Annotated in this window: 17 protein-coding genes; 10 read left to right on the top strand and 7 right to left on the bottom strand. The window is 58.9% G+C overall.

The features are described 5' to 3' along the window. Positions 1–337 precede the first annotated feature (337 nt). On the top strand, positions 338–571 hold the full coding sequence (locus Q3Y58_RS16915) for a hypothetical protein (RefSeq protein ID WP_319623054.1): 234 nt from the start codon (positions 338–340) through the stop codon (positions 569–571). Between the two features lie 1,183 nt (positions 572–1,754). On the opposite strand, the gene Q3Y58_RS16910 is transcribed toward Q3Y58_RS16915, so the two are convergent. Beyond that, positions 1,755–2,927 (bottom strand): type III PLP-dependent enzyme, encoded by a 1,173-nt coding sequence (locus tag Q3Y58_RS16910; RefSeq protein WP_413697838.1) that lies wholly within the window; start codon positions 2,925–2,927, stop codon positions 1,755–1,757. Positions 2,928–3,239: 312 nt separating this feature from the next. Here Q3Y58_RS16910 and Q3Y58_RS16905 point away from each other — a divergent pair, with 312 nt between their 5' ends. Then, on the top strand, positions 3,240–3,560 hold the full coding sequence (locus Q3Y58_RS16905) for a heavy metal-binding domain-containing protein (RefSeq protein ID WP_274217305.1): 321 nt from the start codon (positions 3,240–3,242) through the stop codon (positions 3,558–3,560). A gap of 104 nt (positions 3,561–3,664) precedes the next feature. After that, the gene (gene meaB, locus Q3Y58_RS16900) at positions 3,665–4,669 is read left to right on the top strand and encodes a methylmalonyl Co-A mutase-associated GTPase MeaB (RefSeq protein ID WP_319623052.1); all 1,005 of its coding nucleotides are present in this window, start codon (positions 3,665–3,667) and stop codon (positions 4,667–4,669) included. Between the two features lie 2,590 nt (positions 4,670–7,259). On the opposite strand, the gene Q3Y58_RS16895 is transcribed toward meaB, so the two are convergent. Then, positions 7,260–8,273: an EamA family transporter gene (locus Q3Y58_RS16895; RefSeq protein WP_274217307.1), complete on the bottom strand. Its 1,014-nt coding sequence runs from the start codon at positions 8,271–8,273 to the stop codon at positions 7,260–7,262. A gap of 180 nt (positions 8,274–8,453) precedes the next feature. On the opposite strand from Q3Y58_RS16895, the gene Q3Y58_RS16890 reads away from it, so the two are divergent. Next, positions 8,454–9,875: a TIGR03808 family TAT-translocated repetitive protein gene (locus tag Q3Y58_RS16890; RefSeq protein ID WP_319623051.1), complete on the top strand. Its 1,422-nt coding sequence runs from the start codon at positions 8,454–8,456 to the stop codon at positions 9,873–9,875. Here the strand turns inward: Q3Y58_RS16890 and Q3Y58_RS16885 are convergent. Both Q3Y58_RS16885 and Q3Y58_RS16880 read right to left on the bottom strand, forming a co-directional pair. Continuing rightward, complete coding sequence (locus tag Q3Y58_RS16885) at positions 9,872–10,894, bottom strand: asparaginase (protein ID WP_319623050.1); 1,023 nt, start codon at positions 10,892–10,894, stop codon at positions 9,872–9,874. The two genes, Q3Y58_RS16890 and Q3Y58_RS16885, sit on opposite strands and share 4 nt — an antisense overlap. Positions 10,895–10,960: 66 nt before the next feature. Continuing rightward, positions 10,961–12,136: an aminotransferase gene (locus Q3Y58_RS16880; RefSeq protein ID WP_319623049.1), complete on the bottom strand. Its 1,176-nt coding sequence runs from the start codon at positions 12,134–12,136 to the stop codon at positions 10,961–10,963. Between the two features lie 604 nt (positions 12,137–12,740). Between Q3Y58_RS16880 and Q3Y58_RS16875 the strand changes: the two genes are divergently transcribed. Further along, positions 12,741–14,288 carry a SulP family inorganic anion transporter gene (locus Q3Y58_RS16875; protein ID WP_274217430.1) on the top strand — a complete coding sequence of 516 codons (1,548 nt, stop codon included), beginning with the start codon at positions 12,741–12,743 and terminating at the stop codon, positions 14,286–14,288. A 136-nt stretch (positions 14,289–14,424) separates the two neighbouring features. Here the strand turns inward: Q3Y58_RS16875 and Q3Y58_RS16870 are convergent, their stop codons facing one another. After that, a complete protein-coding gene (locus Q3Y58_RS16870) occupies positions 14,425–15,363 on the bottom strand; it encodes an EF-hand domain-containing protein (RefSeq protein ID WP_319623048.1) in 939 nt (312 codons plus the stop codon). Positions 15,364–15,632: 269 nt separating this feature from the next. On the opposite strand from Q3Y58_RS16870, the gene Q3Y58_RS16865 reads away from it, so the two are divergent. From Q3Y58_RS16865 to Q3Y58_RS16855, 3 genes are all read left to right on the top strand, one after another. Continuing rightward, positions 15,633–16,361 carry a response regulator gene (locus Q3Y58_RS16865; RefSeq protein ID WP_319623047.1) on the top strand — a complete coding sequence of 243 codons (729 nt, stop codon included), beginning with the start codon at positions 15,633–15,635 and terminating at the stop codon, positions 16,359–16,361. Continuing rightward, complete coding sequence (locus Q3Y58_RS16860; protein ID WP_319623046.1) at positions 16,358–17,812, top strand: ATP-binding protein; 1,455 nt, start codon at positions 16,358–16,360, stop codon at positions 17,810–17,812. The genes Q3Y58_RS16865 and Q3Y58_RS16860 overlap by 4 nt, the downstream gene beginning before the upstream one ends. Positions 17,813–17,955: 143 nt before the next feature. Beyond that, positions 17,956–18,591 (top strand): DUF1906 domain-containing protein, encoded by a 636-nt coding sequence (locus Q3Y58_RS16855; protein WP_319623045.1) that lies wholly within the window; start codon positions 17,956–17,958, stop codon positions 18,589–18,591. Between the two features lie 133 nt (positions 18,592–18,724). Here Q3Y58_RS16855 and Q3Y58_RS16850 read toward each other — a convergent pair whose 3' ends face one another. Further along, a complete protein-coding gene (locus tag Q3Y58_RS16850; protein ID WP_319623044.1) occupies positions 18,725–20,905 on the bottom strand; it encodes a malate synthase G in 2,181 nt (726 codons plus the stop codon). 270 nt (positions 20,906–21,175) lie between these two features. On the opposite strand from Q3Y58_RS16850, the gene Q3Y58_RS16845 reads away from it, so the two are divergent. Both Q3Y58_RS16845 and Q3Y58_RS16840 read left to right on the top strand, forming a co-directional pair. After that, on the top strand, positions 21,176–22,090 hold the full coding sequence (locus tag Q3Y58_RS16845; protein ID WP_319623043.1) for a DMT family transporter: 915 nt from the start codon (positions 21,176–21,178) through the stop codon (positions 22,088–22,090). 55 nt (positions 22,091–22,145) lie between these two features. Continuing rightward, entirely contained in the window at positions 22,146–23,246 is a 1,101-nt protein-coding gene (locus tag Q3Y58_RS16840) for a glycosyltransferase family 4 protein (RefSeq protein ID WP_319623042.1), read from the top strand. Here Q3Y58_RS16840 and Q3Y58_RS16835 read toward each other — a convergent pair. Continuing rightward, a complete protein-coding gene (locus tag Q3Y58_RS16835; RefSeq protein ID WP_319623041.1) occupies positions 23,167–24,708 on the bottom strand; it encodes a SpoIIE family protein phosphatase in 1,542 nt (513 codons plus the stop codon). The genes Q3Y58_RS16840 and Q3Y58_RS16835 overlap by 80 nt on opposite strands. Between the last annotated feature and the right edge of the window lie 9 nt (positions 24,709–24,717).

Raw genomic sequence — 24,717 nt, 5'->3', positions numbered from 1 at the left:
TGTCCGGCATGACGCAGGAATGGGAGGGAGGTGCTGACGGGTCCTCTCAGCCTGCGAGAGAAGACTTGTAGCGCTGGTGCTACGCTTTTGTTTGGCGTTGGCCGATGTGTCTTTCAGTATTACCTCGTACCACCATCGTCATCCCGCACCTCACCACCGTCACCCAGCACCACACCTCACCGTCATCCCGCACTTGATGCGGGATCCAGCAGGGCTCTTCAGTCAGTGCTCAGAACTTCAGGTTCTGTGTTCGCAATTGCTCACGCTCGTTGTGCTGGATACCGGATCAGCGGCTCGCTCCCGCTCCCCTTGTCCGGTATGACTCAGGAGTGGGACAGTGGACAAAAGAGAGACGCCGCACCGCTTACGCCACTGGCGTCATCCCGCATTACTCCGCCGCCGTCACCCCGGCATCTCCTATTCCACTACCGTCATCCCGCACTTGATGCGGGATCCAGCAGGGCTCTTCGGTCAGTGCTCAGAACTTCAGGTTCTGCGTTCGCAATTGCTCATGCTCGTTGTGCTGGATACCGGATCGGCGGATCGCTCCCGCTCCCCTTGTCCGGCATGACGCAGGAGTGGGGCGGAGGTGCTGCAGGTCCATTGCGGACGCCGAGGAGGACGCGCAGCGCTGGTGCCACGCTTCTGTTTGGCGTTGGCCGATGTGTCTTCCAGCATTACCTCGTACCACCATCGTCATCCCGCACCTCACCACCGTCATCCCGGCATCGCCTTCCCCCTCGCCGTCATCCCGCACTTGATGCGGGATCCAGTCGGGCTCTTCCGTCAGTGCTCAGAACTTCAGGTTCTGTGTTCGCGATTGCTCACGCTCGTTGTGCTGGATACCGGATCAGCGGCTCGCTCTCGCTCCCCTTGTCCGGCATGACATCCGAGGGGCAATATACAAAAGAGAGAAGCCGCACCGCTTACGCCACTGGCGTCATCCCGCATTACTCCGCCGCCGTCACCCCGGCATCTCCTATTCCACTACCGTCATCCCGCACTTGATGCGGGATCCAGCGGGGCTCTTCGGTCAGTGCTCAGAACTTTAGGTTCTGCGTTCGCAATTGCTCACGCTCGTTGTGCTGGATACCGGATCAGCGGATCGCTCCCGCTCCCCTTGTCCGGCATGACGCAGGAGTGGGGCGGAGGTGCTGCAGGTCCATTGCGGACGCCGAGGAGGACGCGCAGCGCTGGTGCTACGCTTCTGTTTGGCGTTGGCCAATGTGTCTTCCAGTATTACCTCGTACCACCACCGTCATCCCGGCATCGCCCTCCCCCTCGCCGTCATCCCGCACTTGATGCGGGATCCAGCGGGGCTCTTCGGTCAGTGCTCGGATCTTTAGGTTCTGCGTTCGCAATTGCTCACGCTCGTTGTGCTGGATACCGGATCAGCGGCTCGCTCCCGCTCCCCTTGTCCGGTATGACGCCAGTGGGGGTTATTGATGCAGGAGGTCCTTTACACGCGATTCAGTCGAAGTTTGTGAGGTCGAAAACGCCTACCGTCACACTCCACCATCACCCAGCACCCCCCCCACCGTCATCCCGCACTTGATGCGGGATCCAGCAAGGCTCTTCGGTCAGTGCTCGGAACCTTAGGTTCTGCGTTCGCAATTGCTCACGCTCATTGTGCTGGATACCGGATCAGCGGCTCGCTCCCGCTCCCCTTGTCCGGTATGACATCCGAGGGGCAATGCATAAAAGAGAGAAGCCGCCCGAGGGCGGCTTCTGCATTCCAGGTGGCAAGGCCTTGATCAGATAACCACAACATCCAGCGGCGGGAAGCCGTTGAAACCCACAGAGGCGTAGGTGGAGGTGTAAGCCCCGCAGGAGCGGATCATCACCCTATCGCCCGCACACAGGCTCTCCGGCAGAGCCACATGCTGGTTTTCATAAAGCACGTCTGCGCTGTCGCAAGACGGCCCGGCGACAACGCAAGGCCCATGATCGGCCTCGTCCTTGTCGGTGACAAACCGATAGCGAATGCTCTCGTCCATGGTTTCAGCAAGCCCGGAGAACTTGCCGATGTCGAGATAGACCCAGCGGTGCGGATCCTTCTCAGACTTCTTGGAGACCAAGAGCACCTCACAGGCGATCATGCCCGCTTCGGCAACAAGCCCCCGGCCCGGCTCCGCAATGATATGAGGCACACCAGGAAAGCGAGCGTGCACCAGTTCCATGACCATGGCCGAATAAACGGAGGGGTGCGGCACATCCTTGTCATAGGACGCGGGAAATCCGCCGCCGATGTTGAGGAGTGACAACTGAAAGCCTGCTTGGTGCACGGCTTCCCACACTTGTTGCACCTGATCGAGGGTATCCACCCACATGGCGGGCTCGCGGGTCTGCGAACCGACGTGGAAAGAAAGACCGACGGGGTTGAGCCCAAGCTGCCTAGCCAGTTCGAACAGGCTGATCGCCTTGTCTGGCGCACAGCCAAACTTGCGCGAAAGCGGCCAATCTGCGCCGGTTGCGTCGACCACGATGCGGATGAAGACATTGGCGCCGGGCGCGTTTTTACCAAGCTTGTGCAGCTCTTCTTCTGCATCTGCAGCGAACAGGCGAATGCCGTGCTCATAGGCCCAGGCAATGTCCGAAGCGCGTTTGATTGTGTTGCCGAAGGAAATTCGGTCTGGCGTTACCCCCAATGACAGGCAGAGCGCGATTTCGCTTCTGGAAGCGGCATCAAAGTTTGCCCCTTCCTGCAGAAGAACCCGCAGAACGGCAGGTTCCGGGTTGGCCTTGACCGCATAGTGGATTGCGACATCGCCCAAGCCCCGCTTCAACGCGCGAAACTGATGAGCAATTGCAACCGAGTCCACCACCAGGGTTGGTCGGTCAAAGCTGTTGGAACGAATGTAGGATTCAAGGCGTGCAGGCGCAGCAATAGCGTCACGCCCGATATGTTCGGAAACGTATGCGTTCAAGTGCATCTCCAATAGACCCGGCCATATATGACCGCTCACTTCCAAGGGAGACGTTACCGTCGCTACGTAAACACGTTGGATGGAAAGAACCACCCCAAGGCCAGAGGCGCGTGCGTTGGCGTCTATTTCGCCGGTTGTTTTACGCGTAAGTGTGTATGACGCAAGTGAAATATTCCACTGACAAAACCTAGCGGTACTTTTTCCAGAAGAAATCTAGGTTGCAGAAGAAATCCGTGCGCAACTGCGATCGCCGTTAAAAAGTGGTCGCACCTCTCCTATACTTGGCGAAGCGTTAGAACAGGGAGAAACCGCATGCTGACCACAACCACCAATACGCTGCAGAATCACGAAATTGATCAGTACTATGGAATGGTTCATGGGGAAGCCATCTTGGGTGCCAACGTGTTCAAGGATTTGTTCGCAGGCATTCGCGATATCGTGGGTGGCCGTTCCGGTGCCTACGAGGAAGAGCTTTTGAAAGCCCGCAAGATCGCCATCAACGAGATGTGCGAGGAAGCGCGCCAGATGGGTGCCAATGCGGTGATCGGCATCGACATTGACTACGAAACCGTGGGCAGCAACGGCTCCATGCTGATGGTGACGGCCACAGGGACCGCGGTGCGCTACCGCTAAAACGCGGGCCTAGACTTTTGGTCATCCAGGGACGGGTTGCGTTTTTCCTCCCGTTCCTGAAGGTTAGGGATCTGCGATTCCAGAGGAAAAAGCGCCCTGACACCATGACTGACACCGGAAAAACACCGCGCGATAATGTGGAGCAGCTGGCCGAAAAGCTGATTGGCGGACAGCGAGCGGCTCTTGCGCGGGCCATTACTCTGGTGGAATCAAAGAACCCCGCTCATCGCCGGCAGGCCGAAACGCTGCTTTCCAAGGTGATGGACCGCACCGGCGGGGCTTTTCGCCTTGGCATTACTGGGGTTCCGGGCGTTGGAAAGTCCACCACGATCGACAGCTTCGCCTCCAATCTGACGGCGGCGGGCCACAAGGTGGCAGTGTTGGCGGTAGACCCGACCTCCACCCGGACGGGTGGCTCGATCCTTGGCGACAAGACCCGCATGGCCCGGCTTGCGGTGGACCGAAACGCCTATATCCGCCCCTCTCCTTCTGCTGGCACGCTGGGCGGCGTGGCAGCAAAGACGCGCGAGTCCATGCTTCTGTGCGAAGCTGCCGGGTTTGACGTGATCCTTGTGGAGACCGTCGGCATCGGCCAGTCGGAAACCACCGTAGCGCAGATGGTGGATTTCTTTCTGGTGTTGATGCTGCCGGGTGCGGGGGACGAGCTGCAGGGCATCAAGAAAGGTGTTCTGGAAATTGCCGATATGATCGCCGTGAACAAGGCCGATGGCGACGGCGCGGTGCGGGCTCGCGCGGCGGCCTCGGAATACCGCGCGGCGCTGAACATTCTGGCTCCGCGCTCCAAGACTTGGTCACCGCCCGTGATGACCATTTCCGGCCTTGCCAACGAACGCCTTGATGAGATGTGGGCGCAGATCCTGACTTACCGCGACCGGATGACGGCAACTGGAGAGTTTCAGCAAAAACGCGCCACCCAGCAAGTGGCGTGGATGTGGAGCTTGCTGCAGGAACGGCTGATGGAAGCCCTGCGCACCAATGGGGATGTAAAGGCCTTGCTGCCGGACGTGGAAACGGCGGTGCGCGATGGGCGGATGCCTGCGACCCTTGCAGCCCGGCAACTGGCCGAGGCTTTCGGGATCAAGCTCTGACGCAAGACAAGCGCCGGTAATACCCTCTGCCCTTTCGAAGACATCTCGAACCCGTTGAATGAAGATGCTGTAGCCAGTGCCAACAGCACCTGAAATCGTGGCTGACATTCAGCTGGATCCCGGCTCGGAGGCCGGGATGACGGCAGCGTGTGGGGCGTAGGCTGTGGGATGACGGCAGCGTGTGGAGTGGAGGCTGTGGGGTGACCGCAGGGGTGGGGCGTGGGCAGTGGGGTGACGGTGGGGTTTGGAGTGCAGGCTGTGCGTTGACCGATGCCCTCACCTCGCGATTACGACGTCATCCCGGACCAGTTGAGCGACAAGCGAAACGCCGATCCGGGATCCAGCGCAAGGAGAGCGAGCCCGCGCTAGAAACCATCCTGCAGTGCTGCGAGTTTAGTTGGCGAGACCGCTGGGCGTGTGGCTGACATTCAGCTGGATCCCGGCTCGGAGGCCGGGATGACGGCGGAGTGTGGGGTGTGGGCAGAGCGCTGCGGAAAGACAGTGTTGTGCCCGTTGGCCTAGCTGGGCCTCGGCTGGATCCCGGCTCGGAGGCCGGGATGACGGCAGAGTGTGGGGCGTAGGCTGTGGGGTGGCGCTGCGGGATGACGGTGGGGTGTGGGGTGTGACCGATGCCCTCGCCTCGCGCTTACGGCGTCATCCCGGACCAGTTGAGCGAAAAGCGAAACGCCGATCCGGGACCCAGCGCAAGGAGCGCGAGCCCGCGCGCGCGTAAAACCATCCTGCAGTGCTGCGAGTTGAGTTGGCGAGACCGATGGGAGCTGTGGCTTGCAATCGGCTGGATCCTGGCTCGAGGGCCGGGATGACGGCAGAGTGTGGAGTGCAGGCAGCGGGGTGACCGGGGGGGCTGGGGCGTAGGCTGCGGGATGACGGCAGGGTGTGAGGCGAGTGACCGATGCACTCACCTTGCGCTTACGACGTCATCCCGGACCAGTTGAGCGACAAGCGAAACGCCGATCCGGGACCCAGCGCAAGGAGAGCGGGCTCGCCCGCACAAAACCACCCTGCAATGCTGCGAGTTTAGTTGGCCAGAACGCTGGGCGTGTGGCTGACATTCAGCTGGATCCCGGCTCGGAGGCCGGGATGACGGCGGGGTGTGGGGTGTGGGCAGTGGGGTGACGGTGGGGTTTGGGGTGCAGGCTGTAGGGTGACCGATGCCCTCACCTCGCGGTTACGGCGTCATCCCGGACCAGTTGAGCGACAAGCGAAACGCCGATCCGGGACCCAGCGCAAGGAGAGCGAGCCCGCGAGCGCTAGAAACCATCCTGCAGTGCTGCGAGTTTAGTTGGCGAGACCGCTCGGAGCTGTGGCTGACATTCAGCTGGATCCCGGCTCGGAGGCCGGGATGACGGCGGGGTGTGGGGTGGAGGCTGTGGGGTGACCGCAGAGGGTGGGATGGAGGCTGTGGGGAGACCGATGCCCTCGCCTCGCGGTTACGGCGTCATCCCGGACCAGTTGAGCGACAAGCGAAACGCCGATCCGGGACCCAGCGCAAGGAGAGCGAGCCCGCGAGCGCAAAACCACCCTGCAGTGCTGCGAGTTTAGTTGGCGAGACCGCTGGGCGTGTGGCTGACATTCAGCTGGATCCCGGCTCGGAGGCCGGGATGACGGCGGAGTGTGGGGTGTGGGCAGAGCGCTGCGGAAAGACAGTGTTGTGCCCGTTGGCCTAGCTGGGCCTCGGCTGGATCCCGGCTCGGGGGCCGGGATGACGACGGGGTGTGAGGCGTCGGCTGTGGGATGACCGCAGAGGGTGGGATGCAGGCTGGGGGATGCAGGCTGTGGGGTGACGGTGGGGTGTGGGGTGTGACCGATGCCCTCGCCTCGCGGTTACGGCGTCATCCCGGACCAGTTGAGCGAAAAGCGAAACGCCGATCCGGGACCCAGCGCAAGGAGAGCGCGTCCGCGCGCGCAAAACCATCCTGCAGTGCTGCGAGTTTAGTTGGCGAGACCGCTCGGAGCTGTGGCTTGCAATCGGCTGGATCCCGGCTCGGAGGCCGGGATGACGGCAGAGTGTGAGGCGTAGGCAGAGCGCTGCGGAAAGACAGTGTTGTGCCCGTTGGCCTAGCTGGGCCTCGGCTGGATCCCGGCTCGGAGGCCGGGATGACGGCAGAGTGTGAGGCGTAGGCAGAGCGCTGCGGAAAGACAGTGTTGTGCCCGTTGGCCTAGCTGGGCCTCGGCTGGATCCCGGCTCGGGGGCCGGGATGACGGCAGCGTGTGGGGCGTAGGCAGAGCGCTGCGGAAAGACAGTGTGTGCCCGTTGGCCTAGCTGGGCCTCGGCTGGATCCCGGCTCGGGGCCGGCATGACGGCAGCGTGTGGGGCGTAGGCAGAGCGCTGCGGAAAGACAGTGTGTGCCCGTTGGCCTAGCTGGGCCTCGGCTGGATCCCGGCTCAGAGGCCGGGATGACGGCGGAATGTGGGGTGGAGGCAGAGCGCTGCGGAAAGACAGTGTTGTGCCCGTTGGCCTAGCTGGGCCTCGGCTGGATCCCGGCTCGGGGGCCGGGATGACGGCAGAGTGTGGGGCGTAGGCTGTGGGATGGCAGAGGTGGTCCAGGCACAAGCTGCTATGGGGTGACTATTGTGGCGGTTGGTGGGTGCCGCCAGGGGATTGTGGTGAGGTTTGGCGGGCGATGCGGGTGGAGGTGTGCCGGCGGGAAAACAGAACGGCCAAGGAACCTGCGGTCATGATAACGCCGCCCAGAACGGTTTGCCCCGAAAACACAAAGATATCGATGAGCCCCAACTGGTAGAACAGGAACTCAAGGCCAAGGGACATGAACGGCAGGGCCGCAATGCCCGCCAGATAGTTTTCGGTGCCCACCCGGTAGACCGCGCGCAAGGACAGGAACTGGGAGGTTCCGCGCAACAGCGCACCGACCAGAATGGCGGCGATCCAGAGCGTTGGATCCAGCAGCAAGGACGGCGTACCGATCCACTCTGGTGCGGCGGGCAGCGCCTCTGAAAGAGTTGGCAGCGCGGACCCAAGGAGCGACAGAGCAATGGCTCCACCAAGCATGCAGATGGACGCAGCAAACAGCATGACGCCGGTCAGTCCGGCGCGCTGACGCATGTCTTCGGTCTGGTTCATTGGGTGAAGTTCAGAGATCAGGGTTGCAAGGACCACACAAATCTCGGAAAGCACCATGTAAACCAGCGCAGGATTGGAAAATCCGCCTTCCAGCCCGGTGACCACGACCCAAAGACCGGCAAGAACGATGAGCTGACCCGGTAACTCGCGCAGGGTCGGCTGCCGGAATCCGCAGGCAAACAACACAGCCATTGAAAGAGGCACAACGATGATGCCGACAAAGCTGGCATTTGCGGCCGTTGTGTGAACGAGAGCTGCCGTAAAAAAAGCGGCTGTCAAAACACGCAGGACGCCAAAGCCCCAGGTGAAAGGGTCTTTCAGCGCTGACAGCCCGATCTGCCGCCACCCACCAAGAACCATGAGAATGAGACCGCCCGCCATCATTTGCAGGAATGTGAAAAGCCATGGATCAAGACCGGTTTCGACAAGAATGGCGCGGGAGACGACCAGCAGAATGGACCAGCTGAACAGAGCCAGCAGGATGGGAGAGACGGCAGCCATTGGGGAAGTTCCTCTTTTGTTCGTAAGGTGAGTACCGGATGCCAGCGGTGCTGTCCACCTCAAAAAAGGAATGCGCGCTTGGCAGATTGTCTAACACAGCCGCGTGTGACCTGATTTGGCACAAAAATTCCGGCACGAGTTTTGTTTGTAGCAACGCTATTGAACTTTGGGGCGTTGCACATGTCATTCTTGAACAAGTCCACTGCGGTAAAAGGCGTTTCCAGACGCGGATTTCTGCGGCTAGGCGCGACTGGCGCGGTGGGCCTTGCGGCGTCAACTGCCCTGGCCCTGCCTTCCGGCAGTTTCCAAGTGGCGGACTTGCGCGGGACGCTGAATGCCTCGACACACGGTGTAAAGCCGCACCCTTCAAGCGATCAGAGCGATGCCTTGCAAAGCGCCATCAACAAGGCGGCAAAGGACGGCAAGGTGCTGTTTTTGCCTGCGGGCCGCTATGTTGTGCGCCAACTGAACCTGCCCAGCAACACAGCGATTTGCGGTGTGCCAGGGCAAACCCAGCTGGTCTATCAAGGAACGGGCACGTTGCTTGCCGCCCATGGTGCCACCCGTGTTTCCCTTGAGGACCTTGTGCTGGATGGGGGCAAACGTCCCATTTCAGAACAGTATCGCGGCCTTGTTGACCTGACACGGGTGGATGAGCTGAGACTGCGCGGCCTGACGCTGTTGGGCAGCTCACGCTCGGCGATTTCCGCCATCAGCAGCAACGGCGAGATTTCCGGATGCTCCATTTCCGGAGCTGCCCATGCGGGTATCTGGTCCATGGAAGCCAACGGCCTGTCCATTCGGGACAACGTGATCCATGACTGCGGCAATGGCGGCATTCTGGTGCACCGCTGGACCAAGGGACCGGACGGCACGCATGTGCGCGGAAACCGGATCGACCGGATTGCAGCCCGTGACGGCGGCACTGGGCAAAACGGCAATGGCATCAACATCTTCCGGGCGGATAACGTGATTGTGGCTGACAACAGCGTGAGTGATTGCGCCTTCAGCGCCATTCGCGGCAACTCGGCTTCCAACTTGCACATACGCGGCAACACCTGCCTGCGCTCGGGCGAAGTGGCTGTGTTTTCCGAGTTTGCGTTTGATGGGGCGATCATCACAAACAACATCATTGATGGAGCGGCACTGGGCATTTCCATCACCAATCTCGATCACGGCGGGCGCACCTGTGTATGCACGGGCAACATCATTCGAAATCTGGTGAACAAGGCACCCTACGAACCGGAAGGGCTGGACTTCGGCATTGGCATTCAAGCTGAAGCAGACACCACCGTGACCGGCAACGTGATTGAAAATGCAGAGACAATCGGCATCGTGGTGGGCTGGGGGCCCTACATGCGCAATGTTATTGCCTCGCAGAACATCATCCGTGAAACGCCCATGGGCATCGCCGTGAGTGTGGCACCGGGCGCGGGCGGCGCGGTGTTGACGCAAAACGTCTTTGATGGGGTTACCAAGGGCGGCATTGTGGCCCATGAATGGACCAAACCGGTGAGCGGAGACTTGGCCCATGAAGGCGCGGAAGAATGGCCGCGCCTCCTGATCCGGGACAATCAGCTGATTGTTGGGCAGCGCGCCTAACCGCCGCGCAGCACGGCCTTGAAGTCTTCCACCGGGCGAACATCGCCGACGTGGATGTCGCGGCGGTTCTTGAGTGGCTGGCGCAGATAAGGCTCAAGTGCCTTTTCTTCGGCCTTGCTGGTGTCCAGAAGACTTTCAATGACAGAGGCCATGATGACTTCCGCACCGCGTGTGGCACCATCGTCGCATTTCAGGGCGACGCCGTAACCCAGCTCTGGCAGAGCGGCACAGAAAACACCTTCCGCACCGGTCTTGACGAAAACGCGCCCCTGGAAGGCGTCCATCACATCGGTACAGAAGCGGTTCTTGCCAGCAACCATGTAAGGTTCGTTGACGCAGGCTTCATAAAGCGTTTCGGCGGCCTTTGCGCGCACAGGATCCATGCCCTCACCCGTTGCGAACTTGGCAAAGGCCATGGCCGTCTTGTCCAGATTAAGGGCATAGGTTGGAATGGAGCAGCCATCGGTGCCACAAACATCAGCCCCGATGATCTGACCGGTCAGGTTCTCCAGAACGGCGCGAATTTCCTGCTGCACCGGATGATCATAGTCGATGTAGTTTTCGGTGGAGAGCATGAGCGTGCGCGCCAACGCCAGGAAGCCTGCGTGCTTGCCCGAACAGTTGTTATGAAGGGCGCATGGCTCTTCGTCCTCAAGAATGAGGCGGGCTGCATCTTCCATGTGCTTTGGCCACTGAGGCCCGCACAGCAGCGCGTCTTCTGTCAGACCAGCCTTCATCAGCATGACGCGGGCCGTGTTGGCGTGAACATGCTCCCCGTTGTGAGAAGCGCAGGCCAGCGCCAGTTCCGCATCATCATAGTCCAGCGCTTCCGCAGCGCCGGATTCCACCAGCGGTAGAGCTTGAAGCGCCTTGATGGCGGAACGCGGGAAGACGGCCTGTGCGACATCTCCCACACCAAACACCAGCTTGCCGCTCGCATCCACCACAGCAAGCGACCCGCGATGGCGGCTCTCAACCAGCCCGCCGCGTGTAACCTCGACCAATACAGGATTGTCCATAGACCTTCTCACATTCAGTGTTGGTGCTTTGGCGCAAGGTGCAGACCCTTCGCCCGAAACAGGAATTCAACCGCTGAGCCCCAAGCCCTTAAGCCATGCCGCCAGTCGGTCTGTTGCCTCCTTCAATACACTGTCCTTTTTGCAAAAACAAAAGCGGATGCAGTTGGTGGGGGCGTCAGACACATAAAATGCAGATAAGGGAACGGCAGCAACGCCCGCCTCTTCCACCATGCGCAGACAGATTTCTTCATCGGTCCCATTCAGGCCGAGAGGTGTGACATCCACCGTGACGAAATAGGTGCCATCGCACGGCAGAACGGCAAAGCCCAGTTGCGCCAGCTCATTGGAAAGGAAATCTCGCTTGACGCGCAGATCACCTGCAAGGCCGTGATAATAGCTGTCTTCCTTGGCAAGACCCAGCGCAACGGCCTTTTGCAGGTTGGGCGGCGTGGTGAAGGTGACAAACTGATGCGCCTTGGCAATGGGCTCCAGCAAGTTAGGGCTTGCAGTGATGTAGCCGACCTTCCAGCCTGTGAGCGAGAAGGTCTTGCCCGCTGACCCGATGCGCACGCAGCGCTCGCGCATGCCATCGAACGTCATCAGGGGCAGATGCCGGTGCCCATCAAAGGTCAGATGCTCGTAGACCTCATCACAAATGGCGTAGCAGTCGTTTGTACGGCTGAGGCGGGCGATTTCGCCAAGCTCGGCTTCAGTAAACACCTTGGCACAAGGGTTCATGGGATTGTTGATGAGGACCGCCTTGGTGTTTTCGGTAAAGGCGGCCTCCAGTGCCTTCACATTCAGCTTCCAGTCTGGCGGAGTGACGCGCACCCGAACAGGCACACCTCCGGCCCGCTGCACCAAAGGCAAGTAACAATCATAAAGCGGCTCAATGAGAATGACTTCATCGCCCGGCTCAATGAGCGCGAAAATGGCGTCCGCCAGCGCTTCTGTTGCCCCAGAAGTGATCATGACCTCGCGCTGCCAGTCGACCTCAAGCCCATAAAACCGCTTGTTGGCCGCAGCAACGGCCTGACGCAACTCCGGCACGCCCAGCATGGGTGGATACTGGTTGGGCCCAGCCATGAGGGCGTCGGCCGCGCTTTGGCGAATGTCCTTCGGGCCATCCACATCCGGGAAGCCCTGGCCAAGATTGATGGCCGCATGCTCCATGGCAAGGCGGGACATCCGCTCGAAGATGGTCGTCTTGACGCCTGTAAATACCGGATTGGTCGGCTTCATTTGCCCTCCCCCTGCCAAGTCTTGTTGCGCCTTTGAAGCTAGCGATTTCGCAGCGGTCTGCAAAGGCATATTTAAGGACAAGCACTTAGTCGTTTTGGGCACGTGTGATCAAGTGGCTTTTGGAAAAACTGAAGGGGCTGGTTCAAACCGCCTTTAGGGCAGCGGCGCAATGGTGGGCCGCCGTGAAAGAGGACCACCAAGCCTGACTGTGCAAAGCCCTTGGCGTCCACAAGAGCAAGGCAGGCATGCAAATGGATGATGGCCTTTTGCAGGGAGTTCCCGTATAACCCAGCCCATATTGAAGAGTTCTGCGTCAATACTCAGGGCTACATGGTTTCCTTGGTCAAAGGTCCAGTGTCCCAGCCGTTTTCATGAGATCGATTTTTCATGGAAGCTTCACAGTACGCAGTTAAAGGATTGCACAACAGATCAGCTGATCGCAGATGCTGCTTAAGGCTCACACTCAACCGCACCTTTCATCCGTTTTTGATGCTGGGAAGGTGCCGTAGGAATTGCCTGACTTATTCCTACCCAACACGACTACTTGTAATGGAGGTGCTGTTTGCACTCGTCCTCTGAAGTTCTTGCGTCTGCCAAAAATGGCATGTCCGTGAACCTAATCAAAACTGAAGTTCTTGCCGGTCTTACTGTCGCCCTCGCGTTGGTGCCAGAGGCCGTTGCTTTCGCCTTTGTTGCCCAAGTTCATCCGCTGGTGGGGCTGTACGCGGCCTTCATCGTGGGCATCATTACCGCCGTTTTCGGCGGCCGTCCGGGCATGATTTCCGGTGCGACCGGCGCTCTGGCCGTTGTGATGGTCTCCCTCGTGTCGCAGCACGGTGTTGAATACCTGTTTGCCGCTGTGGTCTTGATGGGTATCTTGCAGATCATCTTTGGCATCATGCGCTGGGGCAAGTTCATCCGCATGGTCCCGCATCCGGTGATGCTGGGCTTTGTGAATGGCCTTGCCATTGTGATTTTCATCGCACAGTTCTCCCAGTTCAAGGTCGAAGCCCCAACTGGCGGCGACCCTGTCTGGATGGAAGGGCTGCAGCTTTACATGATGCTGGGGCTGATTGGCCTGACCATGTTCGTGATCTGGGTAACGCCCAAGATCACCAGCGCGGTCCCTGCCCCGCTGGCTGGTATTCTGGTGGTTTCCGCGATTGTGATCGGTGCCGGTCTGGACGTTCGTACTGTGGGCGACATGTCGTCCATCGCGGGCGGTCTGCCGCAGTTCCACATCCCGATGGTGCCGCTGACCCTTGAGACACTGGAAATCATCTTCCCCTATGCCCTCATTCTGGCGGCAATTGGCCTGATTGAAAGCCTTTTGACCCTGAACCTCGTTTCTGAAATGACGAACACCAAGGGTGGTGCGTCCAAGGAATGTCTGGCTCAGGGCGCAGCAAACGTGGTGACCGGCTTCTTCGGCGGCATGGGTGGCTGTGCAATGATCGGCCAGTCCATGATCAACGTGAAATCGGGTGCCCGCACCCGCATCGCAGGCATCATGGCCGCGTTGTTCCTGCTGGCGTTCATCCTGTTTGCCTCTCCGCTGATTGAGCAGATTCCGCTGGCTGCGCTGGTTGGTGTGATGTTCATGGTGGTTGTTGGTACGTTTGCGTGGAACACGTTCAAGATCCTCAACAAGATCCCACGCACCGACGCGGTGGTGATTGCCATTGTAACCGGTGTGACCGTTGCAGAAGATCTTGCGGTGGCAGTTGTTGTGGGCGTGATCATTTCCGCACTGGCTTATGCATGGAACGCCTCCAAGCGCATCAATGCGCGCGTATCCATGAACGAGAAAGGCCAGAAGGAGTACGTTCTTGAAGGGCCGCTGTTCTTCGGTTCAGCCGCTGGCTTTCAGGAGATCTTTACCCCTGAGCAGGATCCGGATGACGTGATCGTGGACTTCATCAACTCGCGCGTTGTGGACCATTCCGGCTTGCAGGCCATCGACAGTATGGCAGCACGTTACATCCAACTGGGCAAGACGCTGCACCTGCGCCACCTGTCACCAGACTGCAAGCGCCTTCTGAGCAAGGCGGGCGACATGGTGGAACTCTCCGTGATGGAAGATCCACGGTACGGTGTGGCTGTTGACTACGACCACAAGTTTGATGAGGAGCCCACGCCGCAAAAGGCGTGACGGCATCGCACATTCTCATGATGACAAGGGCGGCTTCTGTTGGAAAAGCCGCCCTTTTTTCTTGGCTGGTGCGCGCCACTTCTGAGGGTATCAGGGGGATGGAGCTTCGGCGGAACGCACCATACCAATGAATGAACTAGCCGTTGTCAGGACCTGCACCGTTGCGCGGCCCGCTGCCATCGCGTGGACCATCCCCGCGGCGACCGTCACGATCACCCCATCCGCCGCGCTTGTGCTGCTTCATGGCTTCGCGCAGATCGGTTTTGGTGAAGGAACCATCGCCGTCCTGATCGAACCGGTCGAACATGAACTGAGCGCGGGTCGTGAACTCTTCCAGTGTAACCGTCAGGCTGCCATCGGCGTCCATGCGCTGGAACGAGCGCACCATCATTGGCTCTGACCACTCGGCCCAGATCGCCTTGAAGCCATCGAGGTCCAAATTGCCATCTGCAAACACGGTATCAGCATAGGCGCTCAGTTCAGCGGCGGAGAGTTTCTTGTCGCCATTCGTATCAATTGAGGCAAACTTGGCGCCCTTCATGAAACCACCGGGGCCATCCTGACCATGCCGACGCCCTTGGCGTGGGCCATTTCCATCTCGCGGACCATCGCCGCGCATTTCCTTGCCGCCTCTGCGGCCTTCACCACGTTCACCGTCCCACTTGGCCATGCGCTGTTGCATGCGCTCCATGCGGCTGGACATGCGCTCGGCTGTGTTGAGGAACTCTTCCTTGGTGATCTGACCATCACCATTGCCATCGAAACGCTGGAACATGCGCACCTGTGGTTGCTGGGCGCGGTTTGCAAAAGCAACCTTCCACTCTTCCAAGGTGATGTCGCCAGAACCGGTGGTGTCGGCAGTGGTGAACTCTTCCTGAAGGGCCGCGTTCACTTCGTCCTTGGTGATGGTGTCATCGCCGTTTGTATCAAAGCGGTCGAACATCTGCATTGGACCAGATCCACGCTTGCCAAAGCCTGGGCCATCGCCACCCGGGAATGCATAGGCGGAGGACAGTGCAGTAGAGGCGACACACAATGCCAGAGTAGCGACAGCAAAAGACTTTACAGGTTTCATGGTGTTTCTCCTTTGAGGCCATGTGAAGCAGCGGGGGCGTCTGCTTCGATGACCTCAACCTAGGCTGCAATTGTCGCAAAAAAACACCGGGATTGAGGGTGAAGTGTACCAAGCTGTGATAAGCCCCGGGGTTCGATACAGTTTGTTACAGGTTTTCTCCGAGGCTCGTGTAAATTGAGTGTTATGAGAGGGTTGCAGCGCTGCATGCCAGACCCGCCCCCAAGGATCGTGCTGTACGTACACAAAGAGGAATTGGCCGAGAACGCATCATGTCGAACCCAAGCTCACACATCTTGATCGTTGATGACCACCGCGACATTCGCGAGAGTCTGGCGCGCTACCTGACAAAGAACGGCTTTCGCACCAGCACGGCGGAAAACGCGGCGCAGGCACGGCAGGTTCTCAAAGCGGCTTCGATTGATCTTGTTGTGCTGGACGTGATGATGCCCGGTGAAGACGGTCTGTCGCTCTGCCGCCATCTGGTGGAAACCAATCAGGCCCCTGTCATTCTCCTGACCGCCATGGCCGAGGACACGGACCGTGTGGTGGGCCTTGAGATTGGCGCTGATGACTATGTAACCAAGCCATTCAACCCGCGTGAGCTGTTGGCGCGCATTCGCGCTGTGCTGCGGCGGGTGTCCAACGTGCCCAAGACCCGCGACCCGATTGAAACGGAAAAGCTGCGGTTTGAAGGCTGGGAGCTGGATGTGAACCGGCGCGAGCTGACCGGGCCTGATGGCGTCATGGTGCCGCTCTCCACGGGCGAATACCAACTGCTGATTGCTTTTTTGAAGCGGCCCAAGATGGTTCTTTCCCGCGACCAGCTTCTGGACCTGACCAGTGGACGCACACCGGCGGTGTTTGACCGGTCCATCGACAACCAGGTCTCGCGCCTGCGCCGCAAGATCGAGGAAGACCCCAAGAATCCCGTTCTGATCAAGACTGTTTGGGGCGGCGGCTACACCTTTACTGCCGAGGTGACGGAGCCCGCTGAATGAGTTTGTTAAAGCGGCTTTATCCACGGCGCATGGCGACCCAGCTGATCCTTTTGCTGTTGGTGGCTCTTCTGATCTCCCAGTCGGTGAGCTTTTACCTGTTCACCGATGAACGACGCATGGCGATTATCGGCATGGCACGAGACAACGCGCTGTGGCGCACCGCCAGCATCGTGCGCCTGATTGAGGACACACCGCGCACGGTGCATCCCGGCGTTTTGCGGGCCATCTCGAACAACAACACGCACTATGATCTGGGTCTTGCACCACTGGTGACCGCCACAGGCGACAACCGGCTGGAACAAGCACTGACGGGCTTTTTGAAACGCCGCCTGAAGGACGACCGAGATGTGCGCGTTTTCATCAACTACCGGGAAAATGCCGAGGATGAACCGCCACTGTTCAAGGAACGTGAGACGCGAGACGAGACACGGCGCGGGCCGGACAGGCGCAGACCCGAGGGGAACTGGAACCCACACCACGCACCGGACCGCATGCTGCGCCGGTTCGACGGGATTGAAGGCGCAACGCTCTACGCTTCCATTCGCCTGAACAATGGGGACTGGCTGAACTTCCAGAGCAACTTCAACCTGCCACCGCGCCCGCTGGTGCCGGTGCTGTTGCCGATCCTGATCATGGCGCTTTTTATCGTGGTGATCGTGTGGGCCTTTGTGTACCGGCTGACACGGCCGCTCCGGGCGCTTTCAGATTCAGCAGAACAGCTGGGCCGAGGTGCGGATGTTGATCCATTGCCGGAAAAGGGACCGCTTGAGGTGCAGCAGGTAACCCGCGCCTTCAACGAGATGCAAGACCGGTTGACCCGGTTCGTCAAGGACCGCACGCGGATGTTGGCTGCAATCAGCCATGATCTGCGCACACCCATTACCTCCTTGCGCATTCGCGCCGAGTTCGTTGAAGACGCGGAAGACAGGGAGAGGATGATTGAAACGCTTGACGAGATGCAGGCCATGACCGAGGCCACCCTCGCCTTCGCCCGCGATGAGGCCAAGGCGGAAGAAACCAAGCCGATGGACCTGAGCGGCCTGTTGGAAAGCATCTCCAATGACTATGAGGACATGGGCAAGGATGTGCAGTCGAAGGCAGATGAGCGCATTGTCATCACCTGCAGGCCCATTTCCCTGAAGCGCGCGTTCCGCAACATCATCGACAATGCGGTGCGCTATGGCACGCATGCCCATGTGCATGTGTCGCGCGCACACGATCAGGCGGTTATCGAAGTGCGTGACGAAGGGCCCGGCATTCCAGAGCACAAGCTGAATGAGGTGTTTGAACCGTTTGTGCGCGTTGAAGAATCCCGCAGCGAAGAAACCGGCGGCATTGGTCTAGGCCTTGCGATCTGCCGGAGCATCATCCACGCTCACGGCGGCACCATCACGCTGAAAAACCGTGAGGATCGCAGCGGCTTGATCGTCACCGTTCGCTTGCCGCTCTAAGCAAACAATCAAACTCAATTCGACCTTTTCTAGAGCCTTAATCATGGCGTTAAGGCTCTGAAAGGGCTGATCTTGTCTGCCCTCTCACAGCACTCACTTCAACACGTCGGTAGGTCACGCAACACCATACAAGGAGAGTTACGGTGACCAATCGCTATGCAATCGACACAACAGACGACCTGAGCAACTCCGTTGCCAAGTTGAAAGCCAACGACATCGTTGCCGTTGGCCGCTATCTATCCCTCAGCGACTGGAAACGGATACAACGCAATGAAGCAGTTGCGTTGACCCAGAACGGCATCCAGATCTTTACGGTCTATCAGGATGCGCAGAACGCACCGGGCGACTTCAGCGCTGCCTATGGGACCCAAAACGGCACAACAGCGCTACAACAGGCACAAGCCATTGGGCAACCTGCGGGCAGCGCCATCTATTTTGCGGTCGACTATGATGCAAGCCAGAACGACTACGACACCCGCATCAAACCCTACTTTGAAGCAGTCAGAACCGCATTGGCGGGGCGGTACAAACCCGGCGTTTATGGCAGTGGTTTGATCTGCCAGAACCTGCTCAATGACAGGCTCGTTGACTATTGCTGGCTCAGCGAGTCCAGTGGATATCGAGATCATCAAACCTTCCTCGACAGTGGCAACTGGAACCTGTCTCAGGAACCAGCCACCAACGCCTATGACAAGGACCTGATAAACCCGCAAAAGCCAGATTTTGGCGGCTTCCGTCATCTGGACACGCCATCACAACAAAATCAGGCAGCGGAATAGCCGAAGGGTTGGCTTGCGCTTTCTCGCGTGTGAGGTCCCGTGCCAAAGGACCGGCGCCGCACCGCCACGCAGTAAAAAGGCGCGGGAGATACCCGCGCCTCAACTCAGACGGTCCTTGGCCTCGTGAGAGCACCTAGTGCAAAGCTGCCTTTGCTTTCACTTCCAGACGGCGGGCGTGGAGAACCGGTTCAGTGTAGCCGCTCGGCTGTTCACGCCCCTTCAGAACAAGATCACACGCTGCCTTGAAAGCGATGGACGACTCAAAGTCTGGTGCCATTGGCTTGTAAAGCGGATCGCCTGCATTCTGCTCGTCCACCACCTTGGCCATGCGCTTCATGGTTTCCATGACCTGCTCTTCGGTACACACGCGGTGGTGCAGCCAGTTGGCCATATGCTGAGAGGAAATTCGCAGTGTCGCGCGGTCTTCCATGAGGCCGATGTGGTTGATGTCCGGCACCTTGGAACAGCCGACGCCCTGATCAACCCAACGCACCACATAGCCCAGGATTCCTTGCGCGTTGTTGTCCAGCTCCTGCTGGATTTCCTCCGCATTCCAGTTTGGCGAGACGGCAACAGGGATCGTGAGGATATCATCAAGCTTGGCCGCAGCGCGGTTGCGCAACTGCTCCTGAACACTGGCCACGGACACCTTGTGGTAGTGCAGCGCGTGCAACGTGGCTGCGGTTGGCGACGGCACCCACGCGGTGTTGGCACCAGACTTTGGATGACCGATCTTCTGCTCCAGCATGGCCTGCATCAGATCCGGCATGGCCCACATGCCCTTGCCGATCTGCGCGTGACCTTCCAGACCGCAATGCAGCCCTACATCCACATTGTTGTTTTCGTAGGCGGCAATCCAGGTGGACTGCTTCATGTCGCCTTTGCGGATCATTGGACCGGCCTCCATGGAGGTGTGGATCTCATCCCCCGTGCGGTCCAGAAAGCCCGTATTGATGAAACATACACGGCTCTTTGCAGCGCGGATGCACTCCTTGAGGTTCACCGTGGTGCGGCGTTCCTCATCCATGATGCCCATCTTGATGGTGTCACGGTCGAAACCGAGAATGTCTTCAACGCGCTCGAACAGCGTGTTGGCGAAAGCCACTTCCTCGGGGCCATGCATCTTCGGCTTCACGATGTAGACGGAGTTGGCGCGGGCATTGGCGTGACGACCTTCAACCGCCCGGCCCTTGCCGATATCGTGGATCGCAATCATGGAGGTGACCAGCGCATCCATGATGCCCTCTGGAATCTCATTGCCTTGCTTGTCCAGCACCGCCGGGTTTGTCATCAGGTGCCCCACGTTGCGAACCAACATGAGGGAACGGCCAGACAACACCAACTTGTCGCCCTGCGCGTCAGTGTATTCCCGGTCTGGGTTCAAGGCGCGGGTGAAGGTCTTGCCGCCCTTGGAGATTTCTTCCTTCAGGTCGCCCTTCATCAGGCCGAGCCAGTTGCGATAAGCCAGAACCTTGTCCTGTGCATCAACGGCGGCCGCTGAATCCTCGCAGTCCATGATGGTGGAGAGCGCAGATTCCAGAACCACATCGGCGATGCCTGCCGGATCTGAGGCCCCGATTGGCGATGACTTGTCGATGACCAGCTCAAGGTGGATGCCGTTCTTCTGCAACAGCACTTTTTGCGGCGCATCCGCCTCGCCCACGAAGCCGACAAACTGGAGCGGATCTTCCAGACCGGCGATGTCTTCATCCTTCAAGGTCAACGCCAAAGAGGAAGCGACAACCGAGATATCGACCACATCCGCCCAGCTGCCATTGTCGAGCGGCACCGCTTCATCCAGATGCTTCTTGGCAAAAGCAACGACCTGAGCGCCGCGCTCGGGATCATAGCCGCCAGCCCCCGGGGCTGAGCCCATGGCATCGGTTCCGTAGAGCGCATCATAAAGAGAGCCCCACCGCGCATTGGCGGCATTCAAGGCATAGCGGGCATTGAGGATCGGCACCACAAGCTGCGGCCCTGCAAGGCGAGCGATCTCCGGGTCCACATTGGGCGTATCGACTTCAAAGTCCCAACTGCTGGGCACCAGATAGCCGATTTCTTCCAGAAACGCCTTGTAAGCACCGCCATCGACCGGGCCGGGATTGGCCTTGTGCCAGGCATCGATCTTGGCTTGCAGCTCGTCGCGTTTTTCCAAAAGCGCCTTGTTCTGCGGGCCAAGGTCGGCCACAAGCTCGCTCAGGCCAATCCAGAAACTGTCTGAATCCACACCGGTTCCCGGAAGGGCTTCATTCTCAATGAAATCGTAGAGTTCTGTTGCAACCTGAAGGCCGGCAACTGTGGTGCGGTCCGTCATGGTCCCCCTCAATACAGCTTTGTCACTAATATTTTTCACGTAGACCCCACCTTACAATTTTCGGAGTCCTGTTCAATCAGTCGCTCCAATAAGAACCTTTTCCAAAACGGAAACAATAGGCCGAATTTATCAGTTTCGCAGATAAACCCGCGCGATTGAGAAAAAATCGTTTGCGTTATGGGGTGGTTGCGACCAGTGTTCGCGCAAAATAACAGGTATTACTACTTGGACCAGTCGGTCTACCAGAGGCTCACAGGAATTTCGCGGCTCATGCCAGTATCGTCCGTTTACAATCGTCCGCTGTTACTTTTGTTTCTCACAACCATTTTCTGGGGCGGAAACACCATTGCTGGCAAACTTGCCGTTGGAAATGTCTCCCCTTTTGTGGTCGTGTTCATCCGCTGGCTGATCGTGAGCCTGATCATGTTGAGCCTTTACTGGCGTGAGGTGGTGCGGCACTGGCACATCATGCGCCCGCAAATGCTGATGGTGGCGGCGATGTCCGCCTTTGGTTTTACCGGGTTCAATGCGCTGTTTTATCTGGCGGCTCACGAAACAACCGCGCTCAACATCGGCATTATTCAGGGATCGCTGCCCATGATGGTGGCGATTGGTGCGTTTCTGGTTTACCGCAGCCGCCTGACGATCGCGCAGGTGGGCGGCATCCTGATTACCATGACGGGCGTGATTGCCGTTGCCAGCCACGGCAGTGTGGCGCGCCTTCTGGAGTTTCAGATCAATCCCGGCGACGCCTTGATGCTGATTGCCTGCCTTTTTTACTCCGGCTACACACTGGCTCTGCGCAATCGCCCAAAGGTGCCCGCGCTGCCGTTCTTTGCCGTAACGTCCACAGTTGCGGCGGTCGTTTCGGTGCCGCTGCTCCTGTGGGAGGGTATGGCGGGCGATGCACTCTGGCCGAACTTCAACGGTTGGCTGATCTGCCTTTATATTGCGATCTTCCCAAGCTTCATCGCTCAGGTGTTTTTCATGCGCGGCGTTGAGCTGATAGGCCCCGGACGGGCTGGGATCTTCGTGAATCTGGTACCGATTTTCGGGGCCATTTTTGCAATCGTGATATTGGGCGAACCCTTCGAGTTCTATCACGCGCTCGCACTGGTGCTGGTGCTTGGCGGGATTTTCATCTCTGAACGTTCCAGTCAAAAAGCAGAGGCTGCCGCCCCTTAGGGGACAATCTGGCACCATGGTTGCTTGTTTTGCTTGAAACAGCAAAGAGGCAGACATGGCCGAGATCTGGCAGCTGGTCGATTCAAGTGGCATCGGCGGCATCGAAAAACATATGGTGGTGCTGACGCAGGCTTTGCGGGCGCAAGGGTATTCGGCGCGGATTGTGCTGCTAACGCCCCATGAGGACAACGCGTGGATCGCGCAAATTGAAGCAGCAGGTGTGCCCTATACGGTGCTGCCCGGAGGTATGGGCGGTTTGATGCAGGCCTTGCGCACGCAGCGGCCTGCCCTGCTTCATACCCACGGCTACAAGGCTGGCATTTTGGGCCGGGTTTCGGCTCGGCTTGTTGGCATTCCGGCTGTTTCCACCTTTCATGCGGGCGAGACCGGCCCGTTCCCCGTTTCGCTTTATCAGCGGCTCGACGGCTGGAGCAGTTTTCTCTGCAAACGGATCAGCGTAAGCAAGAAAATCGCGGGCAGCCTGCCGTTTTCGTCCACGGTCATCGACAATTTCATCAACCTGCCAGAGAGTGAACTCACCCGACCCTACGCCCGCAGCGTTGCCTTTGTCGGACGGCTTTCCCATGAAAAGGGCCCGGACCTTTTTTGCGAGTTTGCTGCCACGCAAAATACGCCGGGCGTGAGCTGGCACCTTTATGGGGATGGCCCCATGCGGCCGGAGCTGGAAGCAAAATATGGGCACATTGTTGGTTTTCACGGCATGGTCAGCGACTTGACCCCTGTTTGGCCTCAGCTTGGCTTGCTTATGATATCGTCACGGGCAGAAGGATTGCCCCTGGTGGCGTTGGAAGCCATGGCCCACGGCATCCCTGTGCTTGGCGCGCGCGTGGGCGCGCTGCCTGAACTGATTGAAAATGGCGTGAATGGCTGGTTGTTTGATGCTGAGGATTTGCAGAAAGCCGCTGCGCAGTTTCAACAATGGGCAGAGGCCCCGGAGGCAGAGCTGGAGCGCCTGCGCCAAAACAGCCGCAGAACCATTGAGGAACGCTATTCTCCCGAGGGCAAGATGCCGGAGATTTTACAGGTCTATGAAGATGCCGGATTTTGTCTGGCGGCTAAGGCTCGGGAGGTGTCTCTCGGCATATCGAGACAAGGGTCCAGTCATCTTCCAGTTCAGGACCAAGCGCCTCGCTGATGCACCGCCTCAAGCTCTCTATCGGCGTTGGGCTCGTTGTTCCCTCTGAAACGGTTTTCTGAAGTGCTGCTTCGAGCCATTCCGGCAGTTGATCTCCGCTGGCCAGCCCCGCAGGATCGAGCCCATCAGTCATGAGAAAGAGACGCTCCCCGGGCTTCAGGAGATGCTCAACACCCTCATATTCCTGATCCGCGCTAAGGCCAATCAATGGCCCTGAGATGGGAATTGGGTGCACACCTTCAGAGCTGGCAATGACCGGCTCCACGTGCCCGGCAGATGCCATGCGGATCTGGCCATCGGGATAGCAATCAACCACCGCAAATGTGCAGAGCAGGCCAGAAAGACCGATGTCTTCGTTCAGAATCCGGTTGACCTGCGTGATCAAGGCACCGCAATTGATCTCTGGATGCAAGGCATTGATCGTGCGCAGGATCGAGAGGAAGGCCACACTGCTGGCCTGCGCCACAATGCCATGCCCAACCATATCGACCAGAATGATCCGCTGGCTGCCTTCCCTTTCATGAATGATGAGAGCATCTCCCGAGCCGGTGTCGGTACTGGCCGTAAGGCGCTCCACCTTGAAGCCCTTGAGGCGATGAACGATCTGGTGCTCTGCACGCAAATCGCGGGCTATGGCTTCGAAATGGCGCATCAAGGCAGCCTGTTGGCGCAAAGTACGGCGAAAGGCGTGCCTTACCAATCGGTTGAGCTGAACAGGTGATACGGGCTTGGTAATGACGCCCTCCACCCCGTGGTCCTCAAGCCGCATCTTGAGGTCGGGATCTCGGTCACCGGTGATGACAAGAACCGGCGCTGGCAAGCGTTTGCTGTCCCGTTCCAAAAGGGAGATGATGCTCTCACCTGTTCCATCATCAAGGTGATAATCGGTAAGGATAAGATCGACAGGTGTTTCTGATGCCTTTCGAAACGCCTCATCCAGAGACGTTGCGACAACGCTCTTGAAATTTGAGCCCAAGAAGGCGGCATAGGATTGAGCCAGCGTCGGATCATCATCCACGACCAGAACGGTAGGACGACGGTCCATAAGATTGCGGCTGATGGTCAGAAGATTGGGTGTGCGGCGTTCCACATCGCCCACCTGATAGGCGATGCCCTCCACCATATCCTTGATGAGCGCAAGTCCGCGGCCGCTCTCCATGGCCCATGGGTCTTCGCAGAGTAATGGGCTGGGACCGCTGGCAACCATGTCCGGATAAGGCGTTCCATCGTCTGCGATTGTCATGACCAGCGTTGCGCCCTGAAGGTCGATGGAAGCTTCGATTTGAATGGGTGGCTGGGCCGGATGCTTGACCAGGTTTGCGCCCCATTCTGACCAGACCAGCTGCAGATCCTCTGAAACAGCATTTGGAATGGCCAGCGCCGACAAACGCTGCCGCAGGCGCTTGCGCAAGTTGGACACGCCGTCCAATGTGGCTGGGCTGTGGGCCTTGAACAGGTTCATTGAAGCCTC

This window comes from Nesiotobacter zosterae (assembly GCF_033843645.1).
GTDB lineage: Bacteria > Pseudomonadota > Alphaproteobacteria > Rhizobiales > Stappiaceae > Pseudovibrio > Pseudovibrio zosterae.
The sequence above is the reverse complement of the archived record's forward strand: the minus strand, read 5'-3'. Positions and strand labels throughout refer to the sequence as shown.